The sequence below is a fragment of the Pseudoalteromonas sp. SG43-5 genome, from assembly GCF_014164345.1.
Classification (GTDB): domain Bacteria; phylum Pseudomonadota; class Gammaproteobacteria; order Enterobacterales; family Alteromonadaceae; genus Pseudoalteromonas; species Pseudoalteromonas distincta.
Genome location: NZ_JACJFA010000013.1, coordinates 24,650 through 44,972, shown reverse-complemented (window position 1 = coordinate 44,972; position 20,323 = coordinate 24,650). Strand labels below are relative to the sequence as shown.

The 20,323-nt window shown below is 38.3% G+C and carries 17 protein-coding genes and 1 tRNA gene; 14 read left to right on the top strand and 4 right to left on the bottom strand.

Annotation, left to right across the window (positions count from 1 at the left end):
• The first annotated feature begins 43 nt into the window (after positions 1-43).
• Together H5161_RS13665 and H5161_RS13660 are read left to right on the top strand one after the other, a co-directional pair.
• Positions 44-1,198 carry a serine hydrolase gene (locus tag H5161_RS13665; protein WP_182769519.1) on the top strand — a complete coding sequence of 385 codons (1,155 nt, stop codon included), beginning with the start codon at positions 44-46 and terminating at the stop codon, positions 1,196-1,198.
• Positions 1,195-1,695, top strand: a complete 501-nt coding sequence (locus tag H5161_RS13660) for a histidine phosphatase family protein (RefSeq protein ID WP_002963152.1) — start codon at positions 1,195-1,197, stop codon at positions 1,693-1,695. Before H5161_RS13665 ends, H5161_RS13660 begins: the two co-directional genes overlap by 4 nt.
• 82 nt (positions 1,696-1,777) lie before the next feature.
• On the opposite strand, the gene yhbY is transcribed toward H5161_RS13660, so the two are convergent.
• Positions 1,778-2,074: a ribosome assembly RNA-binding protein YhbY gene (gene yhbY / locus H5161_RS13655; protein ID WP_002963153.1), complete on the bottom strand. Its 297-nt coding sequence runs from the start codon at positions 2,072-2,074 to the stop codon at positions 1,778-1,780.
• Between the two features lie 88 nt (positions 2,075-2,162).
• On the opposite strand from yhbY, the gene rlmE reads away from it, so the two are divergent.
• The 8 genes from rlmE (at position 2,163) to H5161_RS13615 (ending at position 10,251) form a co-directional block, all read left to right on the top strand.
• Positions 2,163-2,792, top strand: a complete 630-nt coding sequence (gene rlmE / locus H5161_RS13650; RefSeq protein ID WP_002963155.1) for a 23S rRNA (uridine(2552)-2'-O)-methyltransferase RlmE — start codon at positions 2,163-2,165, stop codon at positions 2,790-2,792.
• A 66-nt stretch (positions 2,793-2,858) separates the two neighbouring features.
• Positions 2,859-4,802, top strand: coding sequence for an ATP-dependent zinc metalloprotease FtsH (gene ftsH / locus H5161_RS13645; RefSeq protein ID WP_033013425.1), 1,944 nt, complete (start codon positions 2,859-2,861; stop codon positions 4,800-4,802).
• A 79-nt stretch (positions 4,803-4,881) separates the two neighbouring features.
• Complete coding sequence (gene folP / locus H5161_RS13640; protein ID WP_154903580.1) at positions 4,882-5,727, top strand: dihydropteroate synthase; 846 nt, start codon at positions 4,882-4,884, stop codon at positions 5,725-5,727.
• Positions 5,727-7,076 carry a phosphoglucosamine mutase gene (glmM, locus tag H5161_RS13635; protein ID WP_002962765.1) on the top strand — a complete coding sequence of 450 codons (1,350 nt, stop codon included), beginning with the start codon at positions 5,727-5,729 and terminating at the stop codon, positions 7,074-7,076. Before folP ends, glmM begins: the two co-directional genes overlap by 1 nt.
• A gap of 71 nt (positions 7,077-7,147) precedes the next feature.
• Positions 7,148-7,897, top strand: coding sequence for a triose-phosphate isomerase (gene tpiA, locus H5161_RS13630; RefSeq protein ID WP_002962767.1), 750 nt, complete (start codon positions 7,148-7,150; stop codon positions 7,895-7,897).
• Between the two features lies 1 nt (position 7,898).
• Complete coding sequence (gene secG / locus H5161_RS13625; protein WP_002962769.1) at positions 7,899-8,252, top strand: preprotein translocase subunit SecG; 354 nt, start codon at positions 7,899-7,901, stop codon at positions 8,250-8,252.
• An 80-nt stretch (positions 8,253-8,332) separates the two neighbouring features.
• Positions 8,333-8,417: transfer RNA gene (locus tag H5161_RS13620), tRNA-Leu, on the top strand.
• Between the two features lie 208 nt (positions 8,418-8,625).
• Positions 8,626-10,251 (top strand): methyl-accepting chemotaxis protein, encoded by a 1,626-nt coding sequence (locus H5161_RS13615; RefSeq protein ID WP_182769518.1) that lies wholly within the window; start codon positions 8,626-8,628, stop codon positions 10,249-10,251.
• A 188-nt stretch (positions 10,252-10,439) separates the two neighbouring features.
• Here the strand turns inward: H5161_RS13615 and H5161_RS13610 are convergent, their stop codons facing one another.
• The 3 genes from H5161_RS13610 to H5161_RS13600 all read right to left on the bottom strand — a co-directional run bounded on the left by H5161_RS13610 (position 10,440) and on the right by H5161_RS13600 (position 12,916).
• Positions 10,440-10,847, bottom strand: coding sequence for a hypothetical protein (locus tag H5161_RS13610; protein WP_002962772.1), 408 nt, complete (start codon positions 10,845-10,847; stop codon positions 10,440-10,442).
• 12 nt (positions 10,848-10,859) lie between these two features.
• The gene (locus H5161_RS13605; protein WP_182672337.1) at positions 10,860-12,005 is read right to left on the bottom strand and encodes a porin; all 1,146 of its coding nucleotides are present in this window, start codon (positions 12,003-12,005) and stop codon (positions 10,860-10,862) included.
• Between the two features lie 320 nt (positions 12,006-12,325).
• On the bottom strand, positions 12,326-12,916 hold the full coding sequence (locus tag H5161_RS13600) for a LuxR C-terminal-related transcriptional regulator (RefSeq protein ID WP_182769517.1): 591 nt from the start codon (positions 12,914-12,916) through the stop codon (positions 12,326-12,328).
• A gap of 408 nt (positions 12,917-13,324) precedes the next feature.
• Between H5161_RS13600 and H5161_RS13595 the strand changes: the two genes are divergently transcribed.
• From H5161_RS13595 to H5161_RS13580, 4 genes are all read left to right on the top strand, one after another.
• Positions 13,325-15,547, top strand: a complete 2,223-nt coding sequence (locus H5161_RS13595; RefSeq protein WP_182769516.1) for a TonB-dependent receptor — start codon at positions 13,325-13,327, stop codon at positions 15,545-15,547.
• A 265-nt stretch (positions 15,548-15,812) separates the two neighbouring features.
• On the top strand, positions 15,813-16,934 hold the full coding sequence (locus tag H5161_RS13590; RefSeq protein ID WP_182769515.1) for a 4-phosphoerythronate dehydrogenase: 1,122 nt from the start codon (positions 15,813-15,815) through the stop codon (positions 16,932-16,934).
• Positions 16,935-16,982: 48 nt separating this feature from the next.
• Positions 16,983-17,999 carry an aspartate-semialdehyde dehydrogenase gene (locus tag H5161_RS13585; protein ID WP_024594855.1) on the top strand — a complete coding sequence of 339 codons (1,017 nt, stop codon included), beginning with the start codon at positions 16,983-16,985 and terminating at the stop codon, positions 17,997-17,999.
• A 354-nt stretch (positions 18,000-18,353) separates the two neighbouring features.
• Positions 18,354-20,323 (top strand): FimV/HubP family polar landmark protein (locus tag H5161_RS13580; RefSeq protein ID WP_310737016.1); only part of this gene is annotated, 1,970 nt, incomplete at its 3' end.

Here is a 20,323-nt window from a genome sequence, read left to right as displayed (position 1 = left end):
TATTATCTACATAGATGTAGTTAAAAAGATAAAATTTATAAAAATGAAGTATCTCAAATCTTTATTGTATAGCCTACCTGCTTTGTGTTTGTTGTTTAGCTCTGTGAGTTTTGCAGCAAAAGCAGATCCTGATTGGGATGCATTTGTAAAAAAGTACGGCCGTTATACGCAAAAAAAACTGAAAAATAAAGGTATACCAGGCGCTGCACTTTCGATTGTAAGTACAAATAACTCAGACTACATACATACTATGGGTGTAACTAAAACCCGAAATGGACAAAAAGTAAATAAGCATACCCGGTTTAGGCTCGCGTCTGTTTCTAAAACATTTGCAGGCTCGTTATCTGCTAAATTAGCCAATGAGGGTTTACTTAAATTAGATAAAGCTGTTAGCGATTACATAACTGAGTTCAAAGGGACTATTTATCAAGATGATTTAAAGGTATTTCACCTTCTAAGTCATGCAAGTGGTTTAGTGCCTAATGCGTACGATAATTTGATAGAGTCTCGTATGGATTACCCCAGTATTGTTGAAAAATTACTTAGTGTTAAACCTATTTGCAAACCAGGCGAATGTTATGGTTATCAAAATGTTATGTTTAGCCTTATAGGTAATGTGATATTACAAAGCAGCGGTAAAAGTTACGCGCAGTGGTTACGAGAAACTATTTTTGCGCCTTTAAAAATGAGTGATGCCAGCTTAGGTTTTGAATCTATGGTTCAGGATGAAAATTACGCATTACCACACGTGCGCGGTACAAAACGTTGGTATAGCGCTAAGCTTAAAAAAAATTATTATAAAGTGGGACCTGCAGCGGGTGTAAACGCAAGTGCAAGTGACATGGCCATTTGGTTAAAAGCCCAGCTAGGGCAATACCCTGATGTTTTGTCATTGGATACTCTAGCAAAGCAAACGCGTCCTTATACACATACAAAAAAAGAAATGCATCGCAGGGTGTGGAAAAAACACCTTAATGAGGCTTATTACGGACTAGGTTGGCGGGTTTATAATTATGCTGATGAAACGCTTTACTATCATAGTGGCTGGGTGCAAGGATATCGAAGCGATGTGGTTGTGTTTCCCCAATTAAATGTTGGTTTTAGTTTAATCGTTAATGCTGAAACCGGTGTAATAAATGAATTAACGACTGAATTTATCGACAGGCTATTAGAATACAAACGAGGTAAAAAAATATGAATAAAATAATATTAGCAATCACTTTTTTAGCCTTGTCATTTAATTGTAGTTTGGCATTTGCCGCACCTGACGAGGTATATTTGTTTCGTCATAGCGAAAAGTTAACGGGGAAAAACCCTGCGCTCTCAGAAGAGGGGAAGGCACGTGCAAATAATTTAGTTACTTTGTTTAAAGAACATCAAAATATACATCTTTTTAGCAGCAACTATAAACGCACGTTGCAAACAGCCGCACCTTTGCAGGCACATTTTAATACCAAATTAAATGTGTATAACGCAGGTGAGCTAGGTGATTTAAAAAATGAGTTACTCAAACTAAAGGGTGTAGTTGTTGTTATTGGGCACAGTAATACGACGCCGCAACTGGCTGAACTACTCTCCAATGAAAAAGTGCCAGCTATGAGTGAGACACAATTTACTCAGTATTTTATATTGCATAATAAGCCCAGAAGTAATGGCACTGATTATGATGTAACGCACCATACAATGAGCTTTTAAATTAAAAAGTGTTATATAACAAAAAACCAGCATTAAGCTGGTTTTTTAATTTAAACGTACTAAATCCTTTAAATAGGATTAATTAGTTACGTGGTAAATGTATTTTTTTCTCAACACTTTGACGATAAAGCACAATAGTGTGACCTATCGTTTGTAGCTTAGTCGCACCAGTTTCACGTACGATTGCTTCAAAAATAAGTGCTTTTGTTTCACGATCATCAGTTGGAACTTTAACTTTGATTAATTCGTGAATTTCTAATGCACTTTGAATTTCGACTACTACGCCTTCGGTTAAACCGTTAGAACCTAGTAAAACTACAGGCTTGAGGCTATGTGCCTGACCTTTTAAAAACTGCTTTTGTTTGTTTGATAATGTCATGTTTATACAAATTTTGCTGAATATGGCTTGAATTAAGGGTATTCTAACGCCATCTAGAGAATATTACTAATTAGTTGCGTGTTAATTTATGACAAATAAAAAACAGTCAGCCAGTTCACAGCGATGGCTGAAAGAACATTTTGATGATAAATATGTTCAAGAAGCGCAAAAAAAAGGCTGGCGTTCACGAGCGGTTTTTAAATTAGATGAAGTACAAAATAGAGATAAGTTACTTCGCCCTGGTATGACCGTTGTTGATTTAGGAGCAGCGCCAGGAAGCTGGTCACAGTATTTGGCAGAAAAAGTAGGTGACAAAGGTCAAGTAATTGCCTGTGACATATTACCTATGGACTCACTTGCGGGTGTTGACTTTTTACAAGGTGACTTTCGTGAAGAAGCTGTGTTAAATGCGTTGCTAAAACGTATTGATGGTAAAAATGTTGATGTGGTACTCTCTGACATGGCACCAAATATGAGTGGTAATAACTCAGTAGATCAAGCGGGTAGTATGTATTTGGTAGAACTTGCGCTGGATATGTGTAGTCAAGTACTAAAGAAAAATGGCGCATTTATTGTTAAGGTTTTCCAAGGTGAAGGCTTTGATCAATACTTGCAAGATGTACGTAATAGTTTTAAAGCAGTGAAAATACGCAAACCTGATGCCTCACGTGCCCGTTCTCGGGAAGTATATATAGTAGCGACTGGATACAAACTGTAGTACAGTTGCTTGGCGTTTAGTTGAATTTAAATTAATTGGATACAAGAGGTTAACCCCTTGAGCGATATGGCGAAAAATTTAATACTATGGCTGGTGATTGCAGTTGTGCTGATGTCAGTCTTTCAGAGCTTTAATGGTGGCGAGCAAGTTGATCGTCAAACAAGTTACACTCAATTTGTTAAAGATGTCCGCAGTGGCTCTTTACAAGAAGTTATTATCGACCGCGGTACAGGAAATATTACTGGTACTAAGAGCAGTGGTGAGCGTTTTCAAACAACGATGCCAATGTACGATGAAGACTTAATAAATGATTTACTTAAAAATGATGTAAATGTGAAGGGTGTACAACCTGAAGAACAATCATTCTTAGCAAGTATATTTATTTCTTGGTTCCCGATGATACTGCTTATAGGTGTATGGATATTCTTCATGCGTCAAATGCAAGGCGGTGGCGGTAAAGGCGCTATGTCATTTGGTAAGAGTAAAGCCCGTTTAATGAGCGAAGATCAAATTAAAACCACGTTTGCAGATGTTGCTGGTTGTGATGAAGCGAAAGAAGATGTTACCGAATTGGTAGACTTTTTACGTGACCCTTCTAAGTTTCAAAAGCTTGGCGGTAGTATTCCTAAGGGCGTACTAATGGTTGGTCCTCCTGGTACTGGTAAAACGTTACTTGCAAAGGCTGTTGCGGGTGAAGCGAAAGTACCGTTTTTTACAATTTCTGGTTCAGATTTTGTTGAAATGTTTGTCGGTGTTGGTGCGTCACGTGTACGTGATATGTTTGAACAAGCTAAAAAAGCGGCACCTTGTATTATCTTTATAGATGAGATTGATGCGGTTGGTCGTAAACGTGGCGCAGGTATGGGCGGCGGTAACGATGAACGTGAGCAAACACTCAACCAAATGCTAGTAGAAATGGATGGTTTTGGTGGTAACGAAGGTATTATCGTTATTGCGGCAACTAACCGACCAGATGTTCTAGACCCTGCATTACTTCGTCCAGGTCGTTTTGACCGTCAAGTAGAAGTAGGTTTACCTGATATACGTGGTCGTGAGCAAATACTTAAAGTACACATGCGTAAAGTGCCATTAGGCGATAACGTAGAAGCGGCTCTTATAGCACGTGGAACACCTGGTTTTTCTGGCGCTGATTTAGCGAACTTAGTAAACGAAGCTGCACTTTATGCTGCACGTGGTAATAAACGTGTTGTAAGTATGGCTGAATTTGACGCTGCTAAAGATAAAATCATGATGGGCGCAGAGCGCAAAACCATGGTGATGAGCGAGCAAGAAAAAGAAATGACAGCATATCACGAAGCAGGCCACGCAATTGTTGGTCGTATGGTTCCTGAACATGATCCAGTTTACAAAGTATCTATTATTCCACGTGGCCGTGCGCTAGGTGTAACAATGTACTTGCCTGAACAAGACCGTGTTAGTCATTCAAAAGAACTTTTAGAATCAATGATTTCAAGCCTTTATGGTGGCCGTATTGCTGAAGCGCTTATTTATGGTGCTGACAAAGTAACAACGGGTGCAAGTAACGATATTGAGCGCGCAACTGATATTGCACGTAAAATGGTTACACATTGGGGTTTAAGTGAAAAGCTAGGTCCATTGCTTTACGCTGAAGATCAAAACGAGATGTATATGGGTGGTGGCGGAAGCCGTGCATCTAGTATGTCGGATGATACTGCTAAAATAATTGATGCTGAAGTACGCTTGTTTTCAGATCGTAACTACCAAAGAGCAGAAGAAATATTAAAAGAAAATATTGATATTCTTCACTCAATGAAAGACGCGTTAATGAAATACGAAACAATCGACGCTAAGCAAATTGATGATTTAATGGCGCGCCAACCAGTGCGTGAGCCGCGCGATGCTCATGACCGCCATGAAGCTAAGCCGGTAAAAGAGCAAGAACCTCAAGAGCCAGTGCTTGATGAAAGTCAAAAAGCGGATGATTCATCGAAAAAAGATGAAACAAACCTTGATGATAAAGCTGAATAATCGTTAAAATAGTTAGTGAAAGCCCCGAATTTCGGGGCTTTTTTGTATCAGCTATTTAGAAAAAGAATAAAGGTTGGCAATGACTAATATATTAAAGCTTCCCAGAGGACGTACGCTCAATATTGAAAAGCCTGTTATTATGGGAATATTGAATGTAACGCCAGACTCATTTTCTGACGGCGGGCAGTTTTTAGACCCCAAAATAGCGCTAAAGCGCGCAATGCAATTGTTAGGGGATGGTGCGCAAATTTTAGACATTGGGGGAGAGTCTACCCGCCCCGGCGCGCCAGATGTGAGTTTGAAAGATGAACTAGCCCGAGTAATTCCTGCTATTAAAGCGATACGTGAGTACAGTGATTGCGTTATTTCAATTGATACCAGTAAAGCACAAGTAATGGAGCAAGCAATACTCGCTGGGGCAGATATAGTCAATGATGTAAGAGCTCTACAAGAAATAAACGCCTTAGAAACGGTTGCGCAGTATGAAGATGTAGCAATTTGTTTAATGCATATGCAAGGGCAACCCCGCAGCATGCAGTGCGCACCTCATTACGACAATCTGTTTGCAGATATAAATATGTTTTTTAGTGAACGTATTAAAGCATGTGAAACAGCAGGGATTAAGTTTGAGCGACTTATTCTAGACCCTGGTTTTGGATTTGGAAAAACACTTAGCCATAACTATCAAATATTGGCTAAGTTTGATGATTTTAACAAGTTAGGTTTGCCATTATTGGCCGGATTATCTCGTAAGTCGATGATAGGTAATCTATTAAATAGAGAAACAAATGAGCGATTAGCGGGCAGCTTAGCGGGTGCGTTAATCGCGGCGCAAAATGGCGCAAAAATTATTCGTGTACATGACGTTAAAGAAACCGCAGACGTACTTGGTGTATATCAAGCCTGCGAGAAAGGAATTGCATAATGAAAGAAAGAAAATATTTTGGTACTGATGGCGTACGTGGTCTAGTAGGAACGCCACCTATTAACCCTGAGTTTGCAATGAAGTTGGGTTGGGCTGCAGGGCGCGTATTATCTCAAAGTGGTACTAAAAAAGTCATTATAGGTAAAGATACGCGTATTTCTGGCTACATGCTTGAAACTGCACTTGAGGCTGGTTTAATTGCCGCTGGTATTGATGTTGTATTACTGGGTCCAATGCCGACACCTGCAGTTGCGTATTTAGCGCAAACATTTCGTGCAGAGGCAGGTATAGTAATTAGTGCCTCACATAACCCTTATTACGATAACGGTATTAAGTTTTTCAATGGGCAGGGTCTAAAGCTTGACGATGAAGTAGAGCTTCAAATTGAAGCGATGCTTGATGAGCAAATGACATGTGTTGCTTCAGATAAATTAGGTAAAGCTTCGCGTTTAGTTAGTGCAGACGGCCGTTATATAGAGTTTTGTAAGAGCCAGTTCCCCCAAGGGTTATCTTTAGAAGGGCTTAAAATTGTTGTCGATTGCGCAAATGGCGCTACATACCATATAGCTCCTTCTGTCATGCGCGAACTTGGCGCTGAAGTTATAACACATGCATGCGAGCCTAATGGCGTTAATATAAATCATGAATGTGGCGCTACTCATGTAGATACCCTTAAACGCAAAGTGCTTGAATTTAAAGCTGACGTAGGTATTGCATACGATGGGGATGGCGATCGTGTAATGATGGTTGATCATAATGGTCGTGTATTTGATGGTGACGATTTAGTTTATATTATTGCTTGCCAAGCTGCCGAAGATGATATGTTGGGTGGAGGTGTTGTTGGCACTGTAATGTCTAACATGGGTCTTGAAAATGCTTTAAAAGCAAAAGGTATCGAGTTTGCTCGCAGTAAAGTGGGTGACCGCTATGTAATGGAATTACTACAGCAAAAAGGCTGGAAAATTGGCGGTGAAAGCTCAGGCCATGTATTAAATTTAGATTTAATTAGCACGGGTGATGGCATTATATCAAGTTTGCAAGTACTTGCAGCTATGGTTGCACAAAACCGTACACTACAAGATTTGGGTGCTGGTTTTACTAAATATCCAATGAAAATGATTAACGTGCGCTATACCGCTGGAACAGATCCGACAAAAGCGCCAGAGGTACTTTCAGCTGTAGCAGAAGTTGAGCTTGCTTTAGGCGACAAAGGCCGAGTTTTACTGCGCAAATCAGGCACAGAACCTGTTGTTCGTGTTATGGTTGAAGCCGAGCAAGAAAAAATTGTAATAGACAGCGCTCAAAAAATTGCAGCTGTTGTAGAATCTATGAGCAAACAGACTGATTAATAACAATAACCTCTTGTAACTTTGGGCGAGAAAAGTTAATATCTCGCCCGCTTTCTAATGTGGAGTGGAAAATGGCAATACGCAAGGCGATGGTCGCAGGCAACTGGAAAATGAATGGTTCGTTAGAGCTAGTTAAACAAATGTCTGATGCTATTAACGATGTAAAATCACAAGAGATGGACATTGTTTTATTTCCTCCATTCCCACTTGTACCAGCGATGATAGCTAGTGGTGTTTCTACAGGCGCTCAAACTGTTTCTGAAAATACACCTGGTGCGTTTACCGGAGAAGTAGACGGACAGCTTCTAAAAGATTTAGGTGCAACTTACGTACTCGTTGGTCATTCTGAACGCCGCAGTATTTATAACGAAAGTAATGAAACTGTCGCTGAAAAGTTTGCTAGAGCACAAGAAGTTGGGTTAACACCAATTTTATGTGTCGGCGAAAGTGAAAGTGAGCAAGAAAACGGTCAAACCGAACAAGTAGTTGCTGCACAAATTGATGCAGTAATTGAAAAATTAGGTGTAGCAGCACTGAAAGATTCTGTGATAGCATACGAGCCCGTTTGGGCCATAGGCACAGGTAAGACTGCATCGCCAGAGCAGGCACAAACTGTTCATAAATTTATCCGTGATAAAATTGCTGCACTTGATAGCACTTTAGCACAAGGGCTTTCCATCTTATATGGTGGTAGCGTTAATGAAAAAAATAGCGAATTATTATTTGCACAAACAGATATAGATGGCGGCTTAATTGGCGGCGCAAGTCTAAAAGCAGAATCTTTTTCTGCAATCTGTAACAGTGCAAAAGGGACTGTATAAGATGTACGAAATTTTATTAGTAGTTTATTTAGTTGTGGCTTTAGCTCTAGTTGGAATGGTTTTAATTCAACAAGGTAAAGGCGCAGATATGGGTTCTTCATTTGGCGCTGGTGCATCAGGCACGGTTTTTGGTTCGTCAGGTGCTGGTAACTTTATGACAAAAACAACCACAAGCTTAGCAACAGTATTTTTTGTTTTAAGCATTGTGCTAGGTAACCTAACTGCAGGTCAAATTAAAAAGACTGACGAGTGGGAAAACCTAGAAGCAGCTCCTGCAGTGGAAACTGTAGTTCCTGTTGAAGAAGATGTTCCGGTAACATCTACGAAAGAGCAAAGCTCTGACGTACCGAACTAATTTAGCGTAATGCTATCGTTAAACGATTTATACTCCTCAAATAAATCATATGTTTAACAAATAAGCGAAAGCTTAAAAATGCGGATGTGGTGGAATTGGTAGACACGCCACCTTGAGGGGGTGGTGCTTTCGGGCGTGGGGGTTCAAGTCCCCCCATCCGCACCAAATTTAGAAACCAGTAACAGAAATGTTACTGGTTTTTTTGTGCCTGCGATTTAAATTGAATGTTATTTGTACTTTCTTTTTTTAAAGGGCAATTAGTTATGTAGAATTTTGAATTATTTGTAAAAAAACTAGAAATTTTACAAATTTAGTTAACACTTATGAGTAATAAGCCGATAATAGATTTAGACAATAAAATAAGGTATCCACAATGGCTTCAGGCTTCACTTTTCAAAATCTCAGCATAAGTAAAAAAATACATGCGATTACGAGTATTGCTGTCGTTGCATTTTTAGTGATTGTTCTGATCAACTATTTTGCTATGAATGATAATAGAATTGCACTTGATGAAATGGAAAAATCATCCTATAAAGTTGTTAAGTTAACATCTGCTAATGTTGGCATTTTAGAGAAGCTGGACGAACTTTACACCCAAGCCGTAACATTTGGTGAGCAAGATTTAGTCGAGAAAGCATCTGACACATACAAGCAACTTGAGTTGAATATTATTGCGATAGAAAAAATAAATGCCTCTTACATTCACAGTGACACTAAAGAGCAGCTCGCAAATTACGAAAAAATATCAGCGACTATCGCAAATGGCATGGTAAATGGAACAGCAGATTTTAGTAAAATTCAACAACAAGCACAGAGGAAAACAGCGCTTTATAACGATGTCCTAGAAAAGTTTAAGGCAGCACAAGTCAAAGCTGACGATCGTTTTTTTGAACTTGTTGCAAGCACAAAGGACCGCTCTGATTACGCCCTTACGTTAATGTTAGCTGTTTCTATTGTATCGCTTCTTTTATTACTCTTTATGGCTATTTGGATAGCTAAGCGAATTGCTTCTTCGGCAAGTGATGCGGCAAATAATTTAAGCTTATTAGCAAGCGGTAAAGGCTCGCTAAGCACTAAATTGACAGTTAACTCTGAAGATGAAATAGGCCAAGTATCTATAAACTTCAACTCTTTTATTGGCATATTGAAAAAAACGGTGTTAGAAATTATCGCGGTTTGCGAACCGTTAATGGAAAACTCTACTCGCTTAGTGCAGGGGATGGAACAAGCGGAGCGTGCAACGACTAAACAAACCACTGATGCTGAGATTGTAAAGCAATCGATGGAAGAGATGAAACAGAGTGTAGGAGATATCTCTCAATCAGCTGCAAGTGCTTCTCATGCAGCGCAAACGGCTGAGAAAGAAGTTGAGCAAAGTCGAACTCAAGTACAAACATCAGTAACCGCTTCTCGTACGTTAAGTGATGAGATTAATCACGCTGCTACAACTATCAATAAATTAGCAGACGATACAAAAAATGTGTCGCAAATATTAAATGTTATTACATCAATAGCGGAGCAAACAAATTTACTTGCACTTAATGCTGCCATTGAGGCTGCCCGTGCTGGTGAGCATGGCCGAGGCTTTGCTGTTGTTGCTGATGAAGTTAGAGAGCTTGCATCGCGAACTGCTCACTCTACAAATGAGATTCGAGAGCTGTTGACTACTTTAACTGAAGCGGCTAACGAATCAGTTACTGCAATGACGACTGCAAGAGATATGGCTACAGATAATGCAACTGCAGCAGAAAAAACGGGTATTTCTATAGAGAAAATTGCAGAGCAAATGTTAGAAATAAATGGAATGAACTCACAAATTGCTGCTGCCACAGAAGAGCAAACATCAGTTGCTGCTATGGTTGTAGAAAACGTGACAAATATGCACGTATCATTTGAAGATACAATGGACTCGCTAACGGCTGTGAGGGATGTAGCTAAAAACCTTCATTACCTTTCAGATAACCTATTAGATGCCACGGCTAAATTTAAAATTGAGTAACGTAGCTAAATCAATTCGAAGTAATGCTTATTCAATTTGAGAGGGCAGATCAGACGCTAGCTGTGTTAAAATTTCTATTGAACAGTTTTTCTCCCTCAAAATATCTTACTTAATCGAGCGAATTGTTATTAAAGTTAAGTTATAAAAAAACCACCGATTAGGTGGTTTTTTTAATTTAATAATAGCAATTAAAAGGTAGCAATCACTTTAACTTTGTCAGTTGCTTTACTGCTATCTATATAGCCGATTGAATCACCATTAGCGGCAACAAAGTCAATGACAGCTTGATCTGAATCAAACTTTTCAGGCGGTGTTCCTTTACCTGTAAAAACAAGTTTTGACCAATAGGCATTTAATTGGCTGCTCGATTTACCTACCACTTTAGAATTGAATTCATCAGCAATAGCGGTACCGTTTTGAGTTGCTGGGTTGACCTTATTGCCGTTATCAAACGACTTGGCCTTTCCTAAGTAAATTTTCTTAATAGTCTCTGCATCAAGTGCATTTGCATTACCAGGATTTACAATTACTGCAACTTCAGCCAAAGCACCGAAAGAACATAATGAAAGCGCACTAGCTAGGATTAATTTTTTCATATTCCGCTCCAATTAAAATACTAAATCAACACCAACGGCGACTATATCCGTTTCAGTGTCAGTGATGTCATCATCAAATCGACTAAAGTCAATTTTAAATGCAGCTGAAGGGTGGAAGTCATAACGTGCGCCAATTGTGTAAACATTACTTTTTGCTTTAGAGCCTTCTAATGCTGAATTTATACCTGCATTTAATTGCGGCACAGCTGTAAGTGAATCATAACGGTTGTTATCGTGTTTATCGTCGTTGTTTTCATAGGTAACGTGAACAAGCCACTCATCCATACGATAGCCTAGAGAGGTATAGTATTGAGTTTGCTCAGCTAAAGCGCTGTTATCGACTTCAAACTGAGTATACTCTGCATCAAATAAAATATTGTTGTAGTCAATTGAAAAGCCAAGTGCGAAAAATGCCCCATCGTCTTCATTTACAGCAATGCTATCAGCTTGATCTGTGAAACCCGAGCTGCGAAGAGTTGCCTCTAGGCCATTAAGGGCGATACCTGCATCAGTATCATTTTCAATGTCAATGGTGGTCTCTGCTACAAAATAGGCAACACGTGCGCTAAACCAATCGTAACTAAGTGACCAGTTAAGACCAGCGATATCATTAAGCTCAGTTTCGCCATTGACCGACACTACTGCGATATTATCTTCAAAGCTACCATATATGACTTGAAGACTTGAGTCCCAATCACCGATTTGTGAGGTATATAGTAAGCTCAACCCTTCGTAAGTAGAAAATGGTAAATTATAAACCGATTGAGGAGGGCGAACCCAGCGATAAGTGTAACCTACATCTAGAAAGTCAGAGTATTTGTAAAATGGCGCACGCATTTTACCAGCGCTGAGTTGTAATTCATCACTAAACTCATAAGTTAAATACGCCCACTCAAAATCGGCATCAAAATCATTCTCGCCGCGAGCCACAATTTGCGCTGTTGCGCTGAGCTTTTCCTGAAGATCGGCAGATAATTGTAATGCAAATACACTCTCATTTTTAAATGAGATATCGTCGTCATATCCGTATAAGGTTTGATCACTGTCTAGGCTTTTACCACCTACGATAGATGCAAAACCATTAATACGTACTTCAGCGCTTGCATAGCTAGATGCAAGTACAGCACATACAGCTACTGCTACAGATAGCTTTTTCATATGTATTTCCTATTTGTTATTTAGATGTTGATTTCAATAGGATTATAGAAGTGATAGTGTTTTTTATCTAATAAATTTAGGGAGTTAATAAAAATAAATTTAGTAACGGCTTTTTAATTTTGTAACATATATATTTTATGTATGTATTAAAAGCAGAATAGTATGATTTTATTAGAATAAACTTTAAATCTAGTTAATAAGGCTTTTTAAAATGGCGGGAATATTATAACTAAATTTTCTTTTTACGTTCTTTGGTTAAGGAGTTAGAACGAATGTTGCTGGTAATTACAATAGCTATTATCAAGTTTGCTTAATCGGTTTTAACTATTGATCTTATTTAAGTTTTTTTGACACCAAAGCAATGCTTGTTGCTTGTTTTTTACAGCGATTTTTTGATACACCTTGTGTAAATGTACACGAACTGTAGCTTCACTGGTAAATAAAGTGTCTGCAATTGCGCTTGAATGTAAGCCAGAAAATAACAAGTTTAATACTTTCATTTCTTTGCAGGTTAAGTTATTTGATTGCAGCGCAGTTTGTTGTTCACTCGCTAGCATTTGTCTCATCCAACCATCAGTTACCGCACGTGGAAACCAAAGTTTTCCTTGTTCTATTGCTTCTAATCCTTGCTGCAGTAGTACTTCGTCAGTGCCTTCATAAAACAAACCTTTTAAATTAGGCCACTCTTTTAATGCCAAAACATCACCGTCTTTGGGCACGTCAAAAATAACGAGACCTTGATGACCGTTTTTTAGCATAAACTGATTTATAAGTACATGGTTGATAATGACATTTAAAGCTTGATAATTAACAAGTAGGACGTTGAAGTCAGCTGCAACACAAAAAAGTGATGTGTAATTTGGGCTGGTGAAGCATGTGGGGCTTTTATTGGCTGTATTTTCAATATTCATAATATTCTATCCATAGACTACATTTTAGCACTATATTCTTATTTTTAGTTAATTTCAATGATACCTGAATGTGTTTTAGCTCTTTTTTTATACACTAAAGTACATGTATGAGTATGTTTTATGCGCTCTTTAAAGTAGTATTTATGAGATTTTTTGTTTTAAAACAGTTCATTAGTGAGGTAAATATTAGAGGGGTTTATTTATGATAATTCATCTAAAGCTAACAATGCTTAAATTACTGTCATTTTCTATGAATTTATTTAAATAATTTATACATTTATTCACAATAATGTCATATAATACCTGTCCAGAGGAAAGATGCTATTTAGCGTCTTTTTTTATGCCTAAAATTTATATTATCAATATAAAAGCATAACAAAAATCACACGGTATCCTTTGGAGAATATTTTGAAACTACGCACACTCTCACAGTTAAGCCTAGCAATTGTCGCTGCACTATCTACTTCAGTAAATGCTGAAGAAGCTAAAACAACCGCAAAACAAGACGCGTTTGAAAAAATCGAAGTCACAGCTCGTAAACGTACAGAGAGCTTATTTGAATCTCCAACCGCTATCACATCAATTGGGGCGAACTTAATTGATAAAGCCAATATGAGTAATCTTGAAGATATTGGTAAATATGTTCCAAACTTAAACATCACCCGTTACGGTGTTGGTAATGCAGCACATGCGTCTGTGTTCATTCGTGGTATTGGTCTGCAAGATCACATAATAACTACTGATCCAGGTGTAGGCGTATACTTAGATGGCGTTTATTTAGGTCGTCAAATGGGTTCTAATTTATCATTACCTAATGTTGAGCGTGTTGAAGTGCTTCGTGGTCCACAAGGTACTTTATATGGTCGTAATACATTAGGTGGCGCTGTAAATGTAATTACAAAGCAACCTGGTGATGAAGGTATTGTAACTACTTCAGCTAAGCTGGGAAGTCGTGGACGTATTGCTGGTGATGTTTATTTTAATAACTCACTAAGCGATGAACTAAGCATGTCTGCGAGTGCATCTTACAAAACACGTGATGGTGTTGGTGAAGCTGTTAATTTAGCAAATCCAGAGAAAGAAATTGGTGAGGAAGAGGAATTCAGTGGTCGTGTAGCCCTTAAATGGCAAGCGAACAGCGATTTAGCATTCACTTTTGCTTTAGATGGAGTTGATAACGAGTCAGGTCAATCGCCTTACACAATTGAATTAACTGACCCGCTAGATGCAAACGATGTGTTTAATGGCGACTTCCCATTATTGACTCAAGATTTAATTCCATCAGACCCTGATGATTTAGGTACAACCGTTGCAGGTATTGAATCAACTTCTTACTCAGGTTGGGGCACATCGTTCTCGGCTGATTGGGCAATTAACGATACTTATACTACTAAGTTTATCTCAAGCTACCGTACATCTGAGTATGAAGGTGGCCTAGATGACGATGCATCACCTTTAAACTTATCTGAGTTTCCAGAAGAGGGCGGAGCTGATCAGTACTCGTTTGAAATTCAACTAAATGCAACATTTGATAATATGGACTTTGTGTCAGGCCTTTACTTTTTTAATGAAGATGGCTTTACACGTTCAGGCCCATTTGTATTCAGCCCATTTAATACACCCAATGGCTTATTGAATGACGGAGTAACAGAATCATTTGGTGGTTACGGCGATTTTGAAATTAACCAAGAAACTAATTCTTACGCAGCCTACTTTAATGCAAGCTACGATTTAACTGACGATTTAACGGTAGGTGGTGGTCTTCGTTATTCAAAAGATGAAAAAGATGCAAATGCTATATTCCCATCATTTCCTACTCGTAAGTATGTAAGTGCAGATTTTGATGCAGTTACGTGGGATGTAAATGCATCTTATCAGCTTAGCAATAATATGAATGTGTATGGCCAGATTCAAAAAGGCTACCAAACAGGTGGTTTTCCACCGCGCCCATTTGGTGGACCAGACCAGTTTGTATCATTTGACGAAACGAAAGCGATTAACTACGAAATGGGTCTAAAAGGCCAAGTACACGAAAATGTATCTATGATGCTTGCGGTATTTGTGACTGATTACACTGATTTAGCATTACCGTTTTCAGACCCAACAGCAGGTGGCGGTTTCGTAACAATTGTAGAAAATGCGGGTCAGTCTAAAGCACAAGGTATTGAGCTTGAAACAACCGTCGCTATTACTGATGACTTTACTATTCGCAGTGCAGTTGGTTATTTAGATTCTGAAATAACAGAAGTGGCTGAGGGTGTACAAGGTATAGGTAAAGGCGATTCACCAGCACTAACACCACGCTGGACTGTCATGGTTGCACCTTCTTACTTTATGGATTTAGAGAGCGGCGCAACACTTGCATTTAATGCTAACTATTCGTACCGAAGCGAAATGCAAGGGCAATCAGTTTATAACCAAAGTGAGACAATTGACTCTCGTGAACTAGTTGGTTTTAATATTTCCTACACTAATCCATATGGCGATATGGAAGTTACACTGTATGGTGAAAACGTTCTAAACGAAGTTTACGACGTTGGTCGTCTTCAACAATCAGGTTTTGTTGGCGTAATGCGCAGTAATGATCGAAGTGAATTTGGTTTGAAATTCAAAAAAGATTTTGAGCTATAAACTAAAATCAAGTAAATAAAATATAATGTAATTGAAGTTTATTTTGCATAATAAAGGCCGAATCATGCTGTGATTCGGCCTTTGTGTATTCAATAGTAAAGTTATTATTCGCATCGTTTAAATTCCTAATTTAAATTGCTGGTTTAAAACAATCCACATCCCCATTTTTGAGTGTTTGTATTAACTAAAATGCGCCTTTTTAGTTTGTGTAAAGGCTAGGTTGTTCGCTACAATGGCGCCTCTTAATTGCCAAACGGACTCTGTAATGAAAATTCTTGCCGATCAAAATATGCCTTTAGTTGAGCAGTACTTTGCAGACTTTGGTGAGGTTGAGCGTTTTGATGGTCGTAAATTAACGCCTGAACAATTAATAGATGTAGATGTTCTTCTTACTCGTTCGGTGACAAATGTTAATCATGAACTTTTGGTACAAGCTAACAAGTTGAGCTTTGTAGGTACTGCCACAATCGGCATTGACCATATTGATACGCAATTACTGCATGATAGAAATATTGCTTTTACAAGTGCACCTGGTTGTAATGCTGTTGCTGTAGCTGAATATGTAATTAGTAGCTTATTTGCATTAAGCCAAGAAAATGCGCGTCCATTGTGTGGTCAAACAATTGGTATTGTAGGGATGGGCAACATTGGTACATGTTTGGCGCAAAAATTAAAAGCATTAAACGTAGTTGTACTGCTGTGCGATCCGATTAAGCACGAACAAGGCTTATTACAAGAGCATGTAGCGCTTGATGAGTTATTAGCGCAGTCAGATGTTGTTACTTTTCACGTTCCCCTTGTTAAAAGTGGCGAGCATAAAACACTGCACATGATGGGTAAAGAGCGTTTAAAGGCACTTAAGCCAGGAACCACGCTAATTAATGCAAGCCGTGGCGATGTAATTGATAACCAAGCATTACTTGAGGTAATGGAAGCTGGGGCTGATTTAGATTTAGTACTTGATGTATGGGAGAAAGAACCCAATATTTTAACTGAATTACTAGAGCATGTTCGTTACGCTAGTGTGCACATTGCAGGGCATACACTTGAGGGGAAAGCTCGTGGTACACAAATGTTGTATCAAAAACTGTGTCAGCTCAAAGGTGTTGAGGCGATTAAATCGTTGGATGATTTTTTACCAATACCAGCCGTTACAAATGCAACTGTTACGCAAAGCCTTAATGAGCAAGATATTGCCCGTTTAGTGCATTTAATTTATGACGTTCGCCGCGATGACGGAATATTACTTCGTCGTCTAGAGAGCGACGGCTTCGATAGTTTACGTAAAAACTATCCAATAAGGCGAGAATTTAGCACCTTATTTCTACAAGGTGATAGCCCACAACTAGCAGCACTTAGCCAGCTTGGCTTTAGCATAGCTGAATAATTATTTAACTAACGATGTTGTTTTAATGTCGTTTATAGAGGAAGAAATATGTCGCAAAAATATAACGTTGCCGTACTTGGCGCTACTGGTTTAGTAGGCCGTCAAATCATTGAAACGCTAGCAGATCGTAAGTTTCCTGTTGATCAGCTTTTTTTACTTGCTAGCAGCCGCAGCGCAGGTGAAGATATAAAGTTTCGTGGTGAGACCATTGAAGTACTTGACGTTGAAGGCTTTGACTTTAGCCAAGCGCATATAGGTTTGTTTTCTGCTGGTGGCAGTGTATCTGAAAAATATGCTCCTATTGCTGCTGAAGCCGGCTGTATTGTAATCGATAATACATCGCACTTTAGAAATGATTTTGAAATACCACTCGTGGTGCCAGAAGTTAATGCTTCAAGCCTAGCTGATTTTAGAAATCGTAATATTATTGCTAACCCTAACTGTTCAACTATTCAGATGATGTTAGCACTTAAACCAATTTATGATGCTTACGGAATAGACCGTATTAATGTATCTACTTACCAAGCTGTATCGGGTGCAGGTAAAGACGCGGTTGATGAACTTGCAAAGCAAACAGCTAATTTGATGAATGCACGCCCTATGGATAATAAAGTATTTCCAAAGCAAATTGCATTTAACGTTATTCCTCAAATTGATAGCTTTGAAGATAATGGCTATACGCGCGAAGAAATGAAAATGGTAAACGAAACTCATAAAATTTTGGGTGATACCACTATTGCAGTGAACCCAACGTGTGTACGTGTTCCCGTATTTTTTGGGCACTCAGAATCAATTAATATTGAAACGCGCATGCCTTATGACTTTGAACACGTTAAACAACTTTTAAAAGACGCGCCTGGTGTCGAGCTAATTGATGATGAAGGTGACTACCCAACAGCAGTGTCTGACGCTAGTGGTAACGATACTGTGTATATAGGTCGATTACGTGCTGATATTTCTCATCCTCATGGATTAAACATGTGGGTTGTAAGTGACAACACTCGTAAAGGTGCTGCAACTAATAGCATTCAAATTGCAGAAGAGCTTATTGCCAATTACATGTAATAGTTAATTGCGCTAAACATGCTTTTGAAGCGGTAAACAGTAGTTGTTTGCCGCTTTTTGTTTATATGGCTTGTCAAATTTTTGCCGTTTAATTTTAAAAATACAAAAACTGATTGATAACGCTCAATAAATTAATATTTATAAAGATGTTTTAAGGCATTTATTTTCAAGGTGTTGCGATGGATATTACGCTCTAACTGGTTTATAGTTTGTAATTGGAATAGAGCTTGCAATAAAAATAGATTGTAATAATAAATGCGAGTCAGTCATTTGGCTGATAATAGCAATAATAAACAATATTTATGCACTTAAGTTTTAGGTGTTTTATTAATATTTAAATATTAAAGGATCAGCATGCGCGGTTTAGCTACACTTATTATATTAGCGTCTGCATTGATAGTAACGCCAGTTTACTCTCAGGACAGTACCCAATTAAAGGGGCCTAAAGGCGTTGACTATGGTGCGCAAGGGCGATCAATTGGGCCAATTAAACCAACTGATACGCTTTGGCGTATAGCAGCTAAAGTGCGCCCAGACAATTCTGTCAGTATTTATCAAGTTATGCAGGCTTTGTATAACAAAAATCCCGATTCATTTTTAGAACAAAATCTTAACCACATTCAAAATGGTGCCTATTTAAAAATCCCTACCTTAGCCGAAATAAAAGCTGTAAATACGCAGCTCGCAAAGCAACGCTCTGAGCAAGATGATGCATTATGGGAAAAGAAAAAAAATGGCACGCTTACACAAAGCGAAATTAACTCAGCGCAAACAAAAGTAACTCAAGCGCGTAAAATTGATGTAGACGATGCTAAAAAAGAGATACAGAAAGAATTAAATGAAATAAAAACAGAGCAAGGTACTAAGCTTGTTGAGTTACAACAACAGTTTAAAAGCTCAGTTAGTAATGTAGAAGAGATTTTAGTTGAAAATAATAATCTTAAAAAACAGTTATCAGGAATATCTAAAGAGCTCGAAAACTTACGTTTGCAATTAGGACAAGACAGCGAAATTCAAAATCAGTTAAAAGAACTCATCGTTAAACAAAACGAGATTATTGCCCAACAAAAAAAACAAGAAGTAATACCAAAAGAGTCATTTGATTTTAGCTCATTATTTTCAAACCCCATAGTACTGGGCTTGTTAATGTTTATTCCTGGGTTACTGATTATTTTTGCAATCGTTATGTTTTTACGCAAACGAGCAAGTAATCAAGAAGAGCCGCAAAACGATGATGACTTTTTACCACAAACCCCAACTTATACTGGCGATGATGATTTAGGCCCAAGCTTAAATGACGATCCAATTGTACCTGACCCTTTAGATGACTTGAGTGTTCAATTAGATGATAGTCTCGAAAGTGATATGTTGCCTAATGATGATTTAGACGACGGCTTAGATGATTTTTCTGGCGACGAAAATTTACTTGATCAGGATGAGCTCGAAAGCTTGCTAAGCGATGACATTGTTTTTGATGATGAAAATACCGATGACGATGATGAGCTCGATATTTTTATGCAGCAAGGGTTTGATCAACCTTCAGATGAAAACGCTGAAGATATAGATTTAGACTTATCTGATGACTCAATTAACAATGATGAAATCCTAACTAATGACGATTTAGATAGCTTGTTTGATGAAGACGATAGTCTACCTGAGTTTGATGCACCGCAAACAAGCGAAGCTTTAGAGGATGACAGCTTAGAATCTCATGATGAAATGGCGGCTTTAAGTGAAGAGCTTGCAGATGAAGATAATTTTGATATAGATGAATTATTAGATCAAACATCAACAGAATTAGATACCTCAAATAACACTTCAGCTGAACTTGATACAAGCGACGACTTTGATTTAGACGATATAGATAGCTTAATTGATGAGGCGAATGACCCAAAAAGTGATGTGGTAGATGACTCACTTGATGCAGAGTTACTCGACGAAGATGAACTTCTAGAAGAAAGCGACGACTTTGATTTAGACGACATAGATAGCTTAATTGATGAGGCTGCAGTTGATACTGCAGATGACTCATTAGTTGAGGAAAGTGACGACTTTGATTTAGACGATATAGATAGCTTAATTGATGAAGCAGCAGTTGATACTGCAAATGATTCATTAGTTGAGGAAAGTGACGACTTTGATTTAGACGACATAGATAGCTTTATTTATGAGACTGCGGTTGATACTGAGAATGACTCTTTAGTTGAGGAAAGTGACGACTTTGATTTAGACGACATAGATAGCTTAATTGATGAGGCAGCAGTTGATACTGCAAATGATTCATTAGTTGAGGAAAGTGACGACTTTGATTTAGACGACATAGA

Excerpts from the sequence above, each read along its gene's own strand:
- H5161_RS13665 (WP_182769519.1), top strand. The coding sequence starts at position 44 with ATGAAGTATCTCAAATCTTTATTGTATAGCCTACCTGCTTTGTGTTTG.
- H5161_RS13660 (WP_002963152.1), top strand. The coding sequence starts at position 1,195 with ATGAATAAAATAATATTAGCAATCACTTTTTTAGCCTTGTCATTTAAT.
- yhbY (WP_002963153.1), bottom strand. The coding sequence starts at position 2,074 with ATGACATTATCAAACAAACAAAAGCAGTTTTTAAAAGGTCAGGCACAT.
- rlmE (WP_002963155.1), top strand. The coding sequence starts at position 2,163 with ATGACAAATAAAAAACAGTCAGCCAGTTCACAGCGATGGCTGAAAGAA.
- ftsH (WP_033013425.1), top strand. The coding sequence starts at position 2,859 with ATGGCGAAAAATTTAATACTATGGCTGGTGATTGCAGTTGTGCTGATG.
- folP (WP_154903580.1), top strand. The coding sequence starts at position 4,882 with ATGACTAATATATTAAAGCTTCCCAGAGGACGTACGCTCAATATTGAA.
- glmM (WP_002962765.1), top strand. The coding sequence starts at position 5,727 with ATGAAAGAAAGAAAATATTTTGGTACTGATGGCGTACGTGGTCTAGTA.
- tpiA (WP_002962767.1), top strand. The coding sequence starts at position 7,148 with ATGGCAATACGCAAGGCGATGGTCGCAGGCAACTGGAAAATGAATGGT.
- secG (WP_002962769.1), top strand. The coding sequence starts at position 7,899 with ATGTACGAAATTTTATTAGTAGTTTATTTAGTTGTGGCTTTAGCTCTA.
- H5161_RS13615 (WP_182769518.1), top strand. The coding sequence starts at position 8,626 with ATGGCTTCAGGCTTCACTTTTCAAAATCTCAGCATAAGTAAAAAAATA.
- H5161_RS13610 (WP_002962772.1), bottom strand. The coding sequence starts at position 10,847 with ATGAAAAAATTAATCCTAGCTAGTGCGCTTTCATTATGTTCTTTCGGT.
- H5161_RS13605 (WP_182672337.1), bottom strand. The coding sequence starts at position 12,005 with ATGAAAAAGCTATCTGTAGCAGTAGCTGTATGTGCTGTACTTGCATCT.
- H5161_RS13600 (WP_182769517.1), bottom strand. The coding sequence starts at position 12,916 with ATGAATATTGAAAATACAGCCAATAAAAGCCCCACATGCTTCACCAGC.
- H5161_RS13590 (WP_182769515.1), top strand. The coding sequence starts at position 15,813 with ATGAAAATTCTTGCCGATCAAAATATGCCTTTAGTTGAGCAGTACTTT.
- H5161_RS13585 (WP_024594855.1), top strand. The coding sequence starts at position 16,983 with ATGTCGCAAAAATATAACGTTGCCGTACTTGGCGCTACTGGTTTAGTA.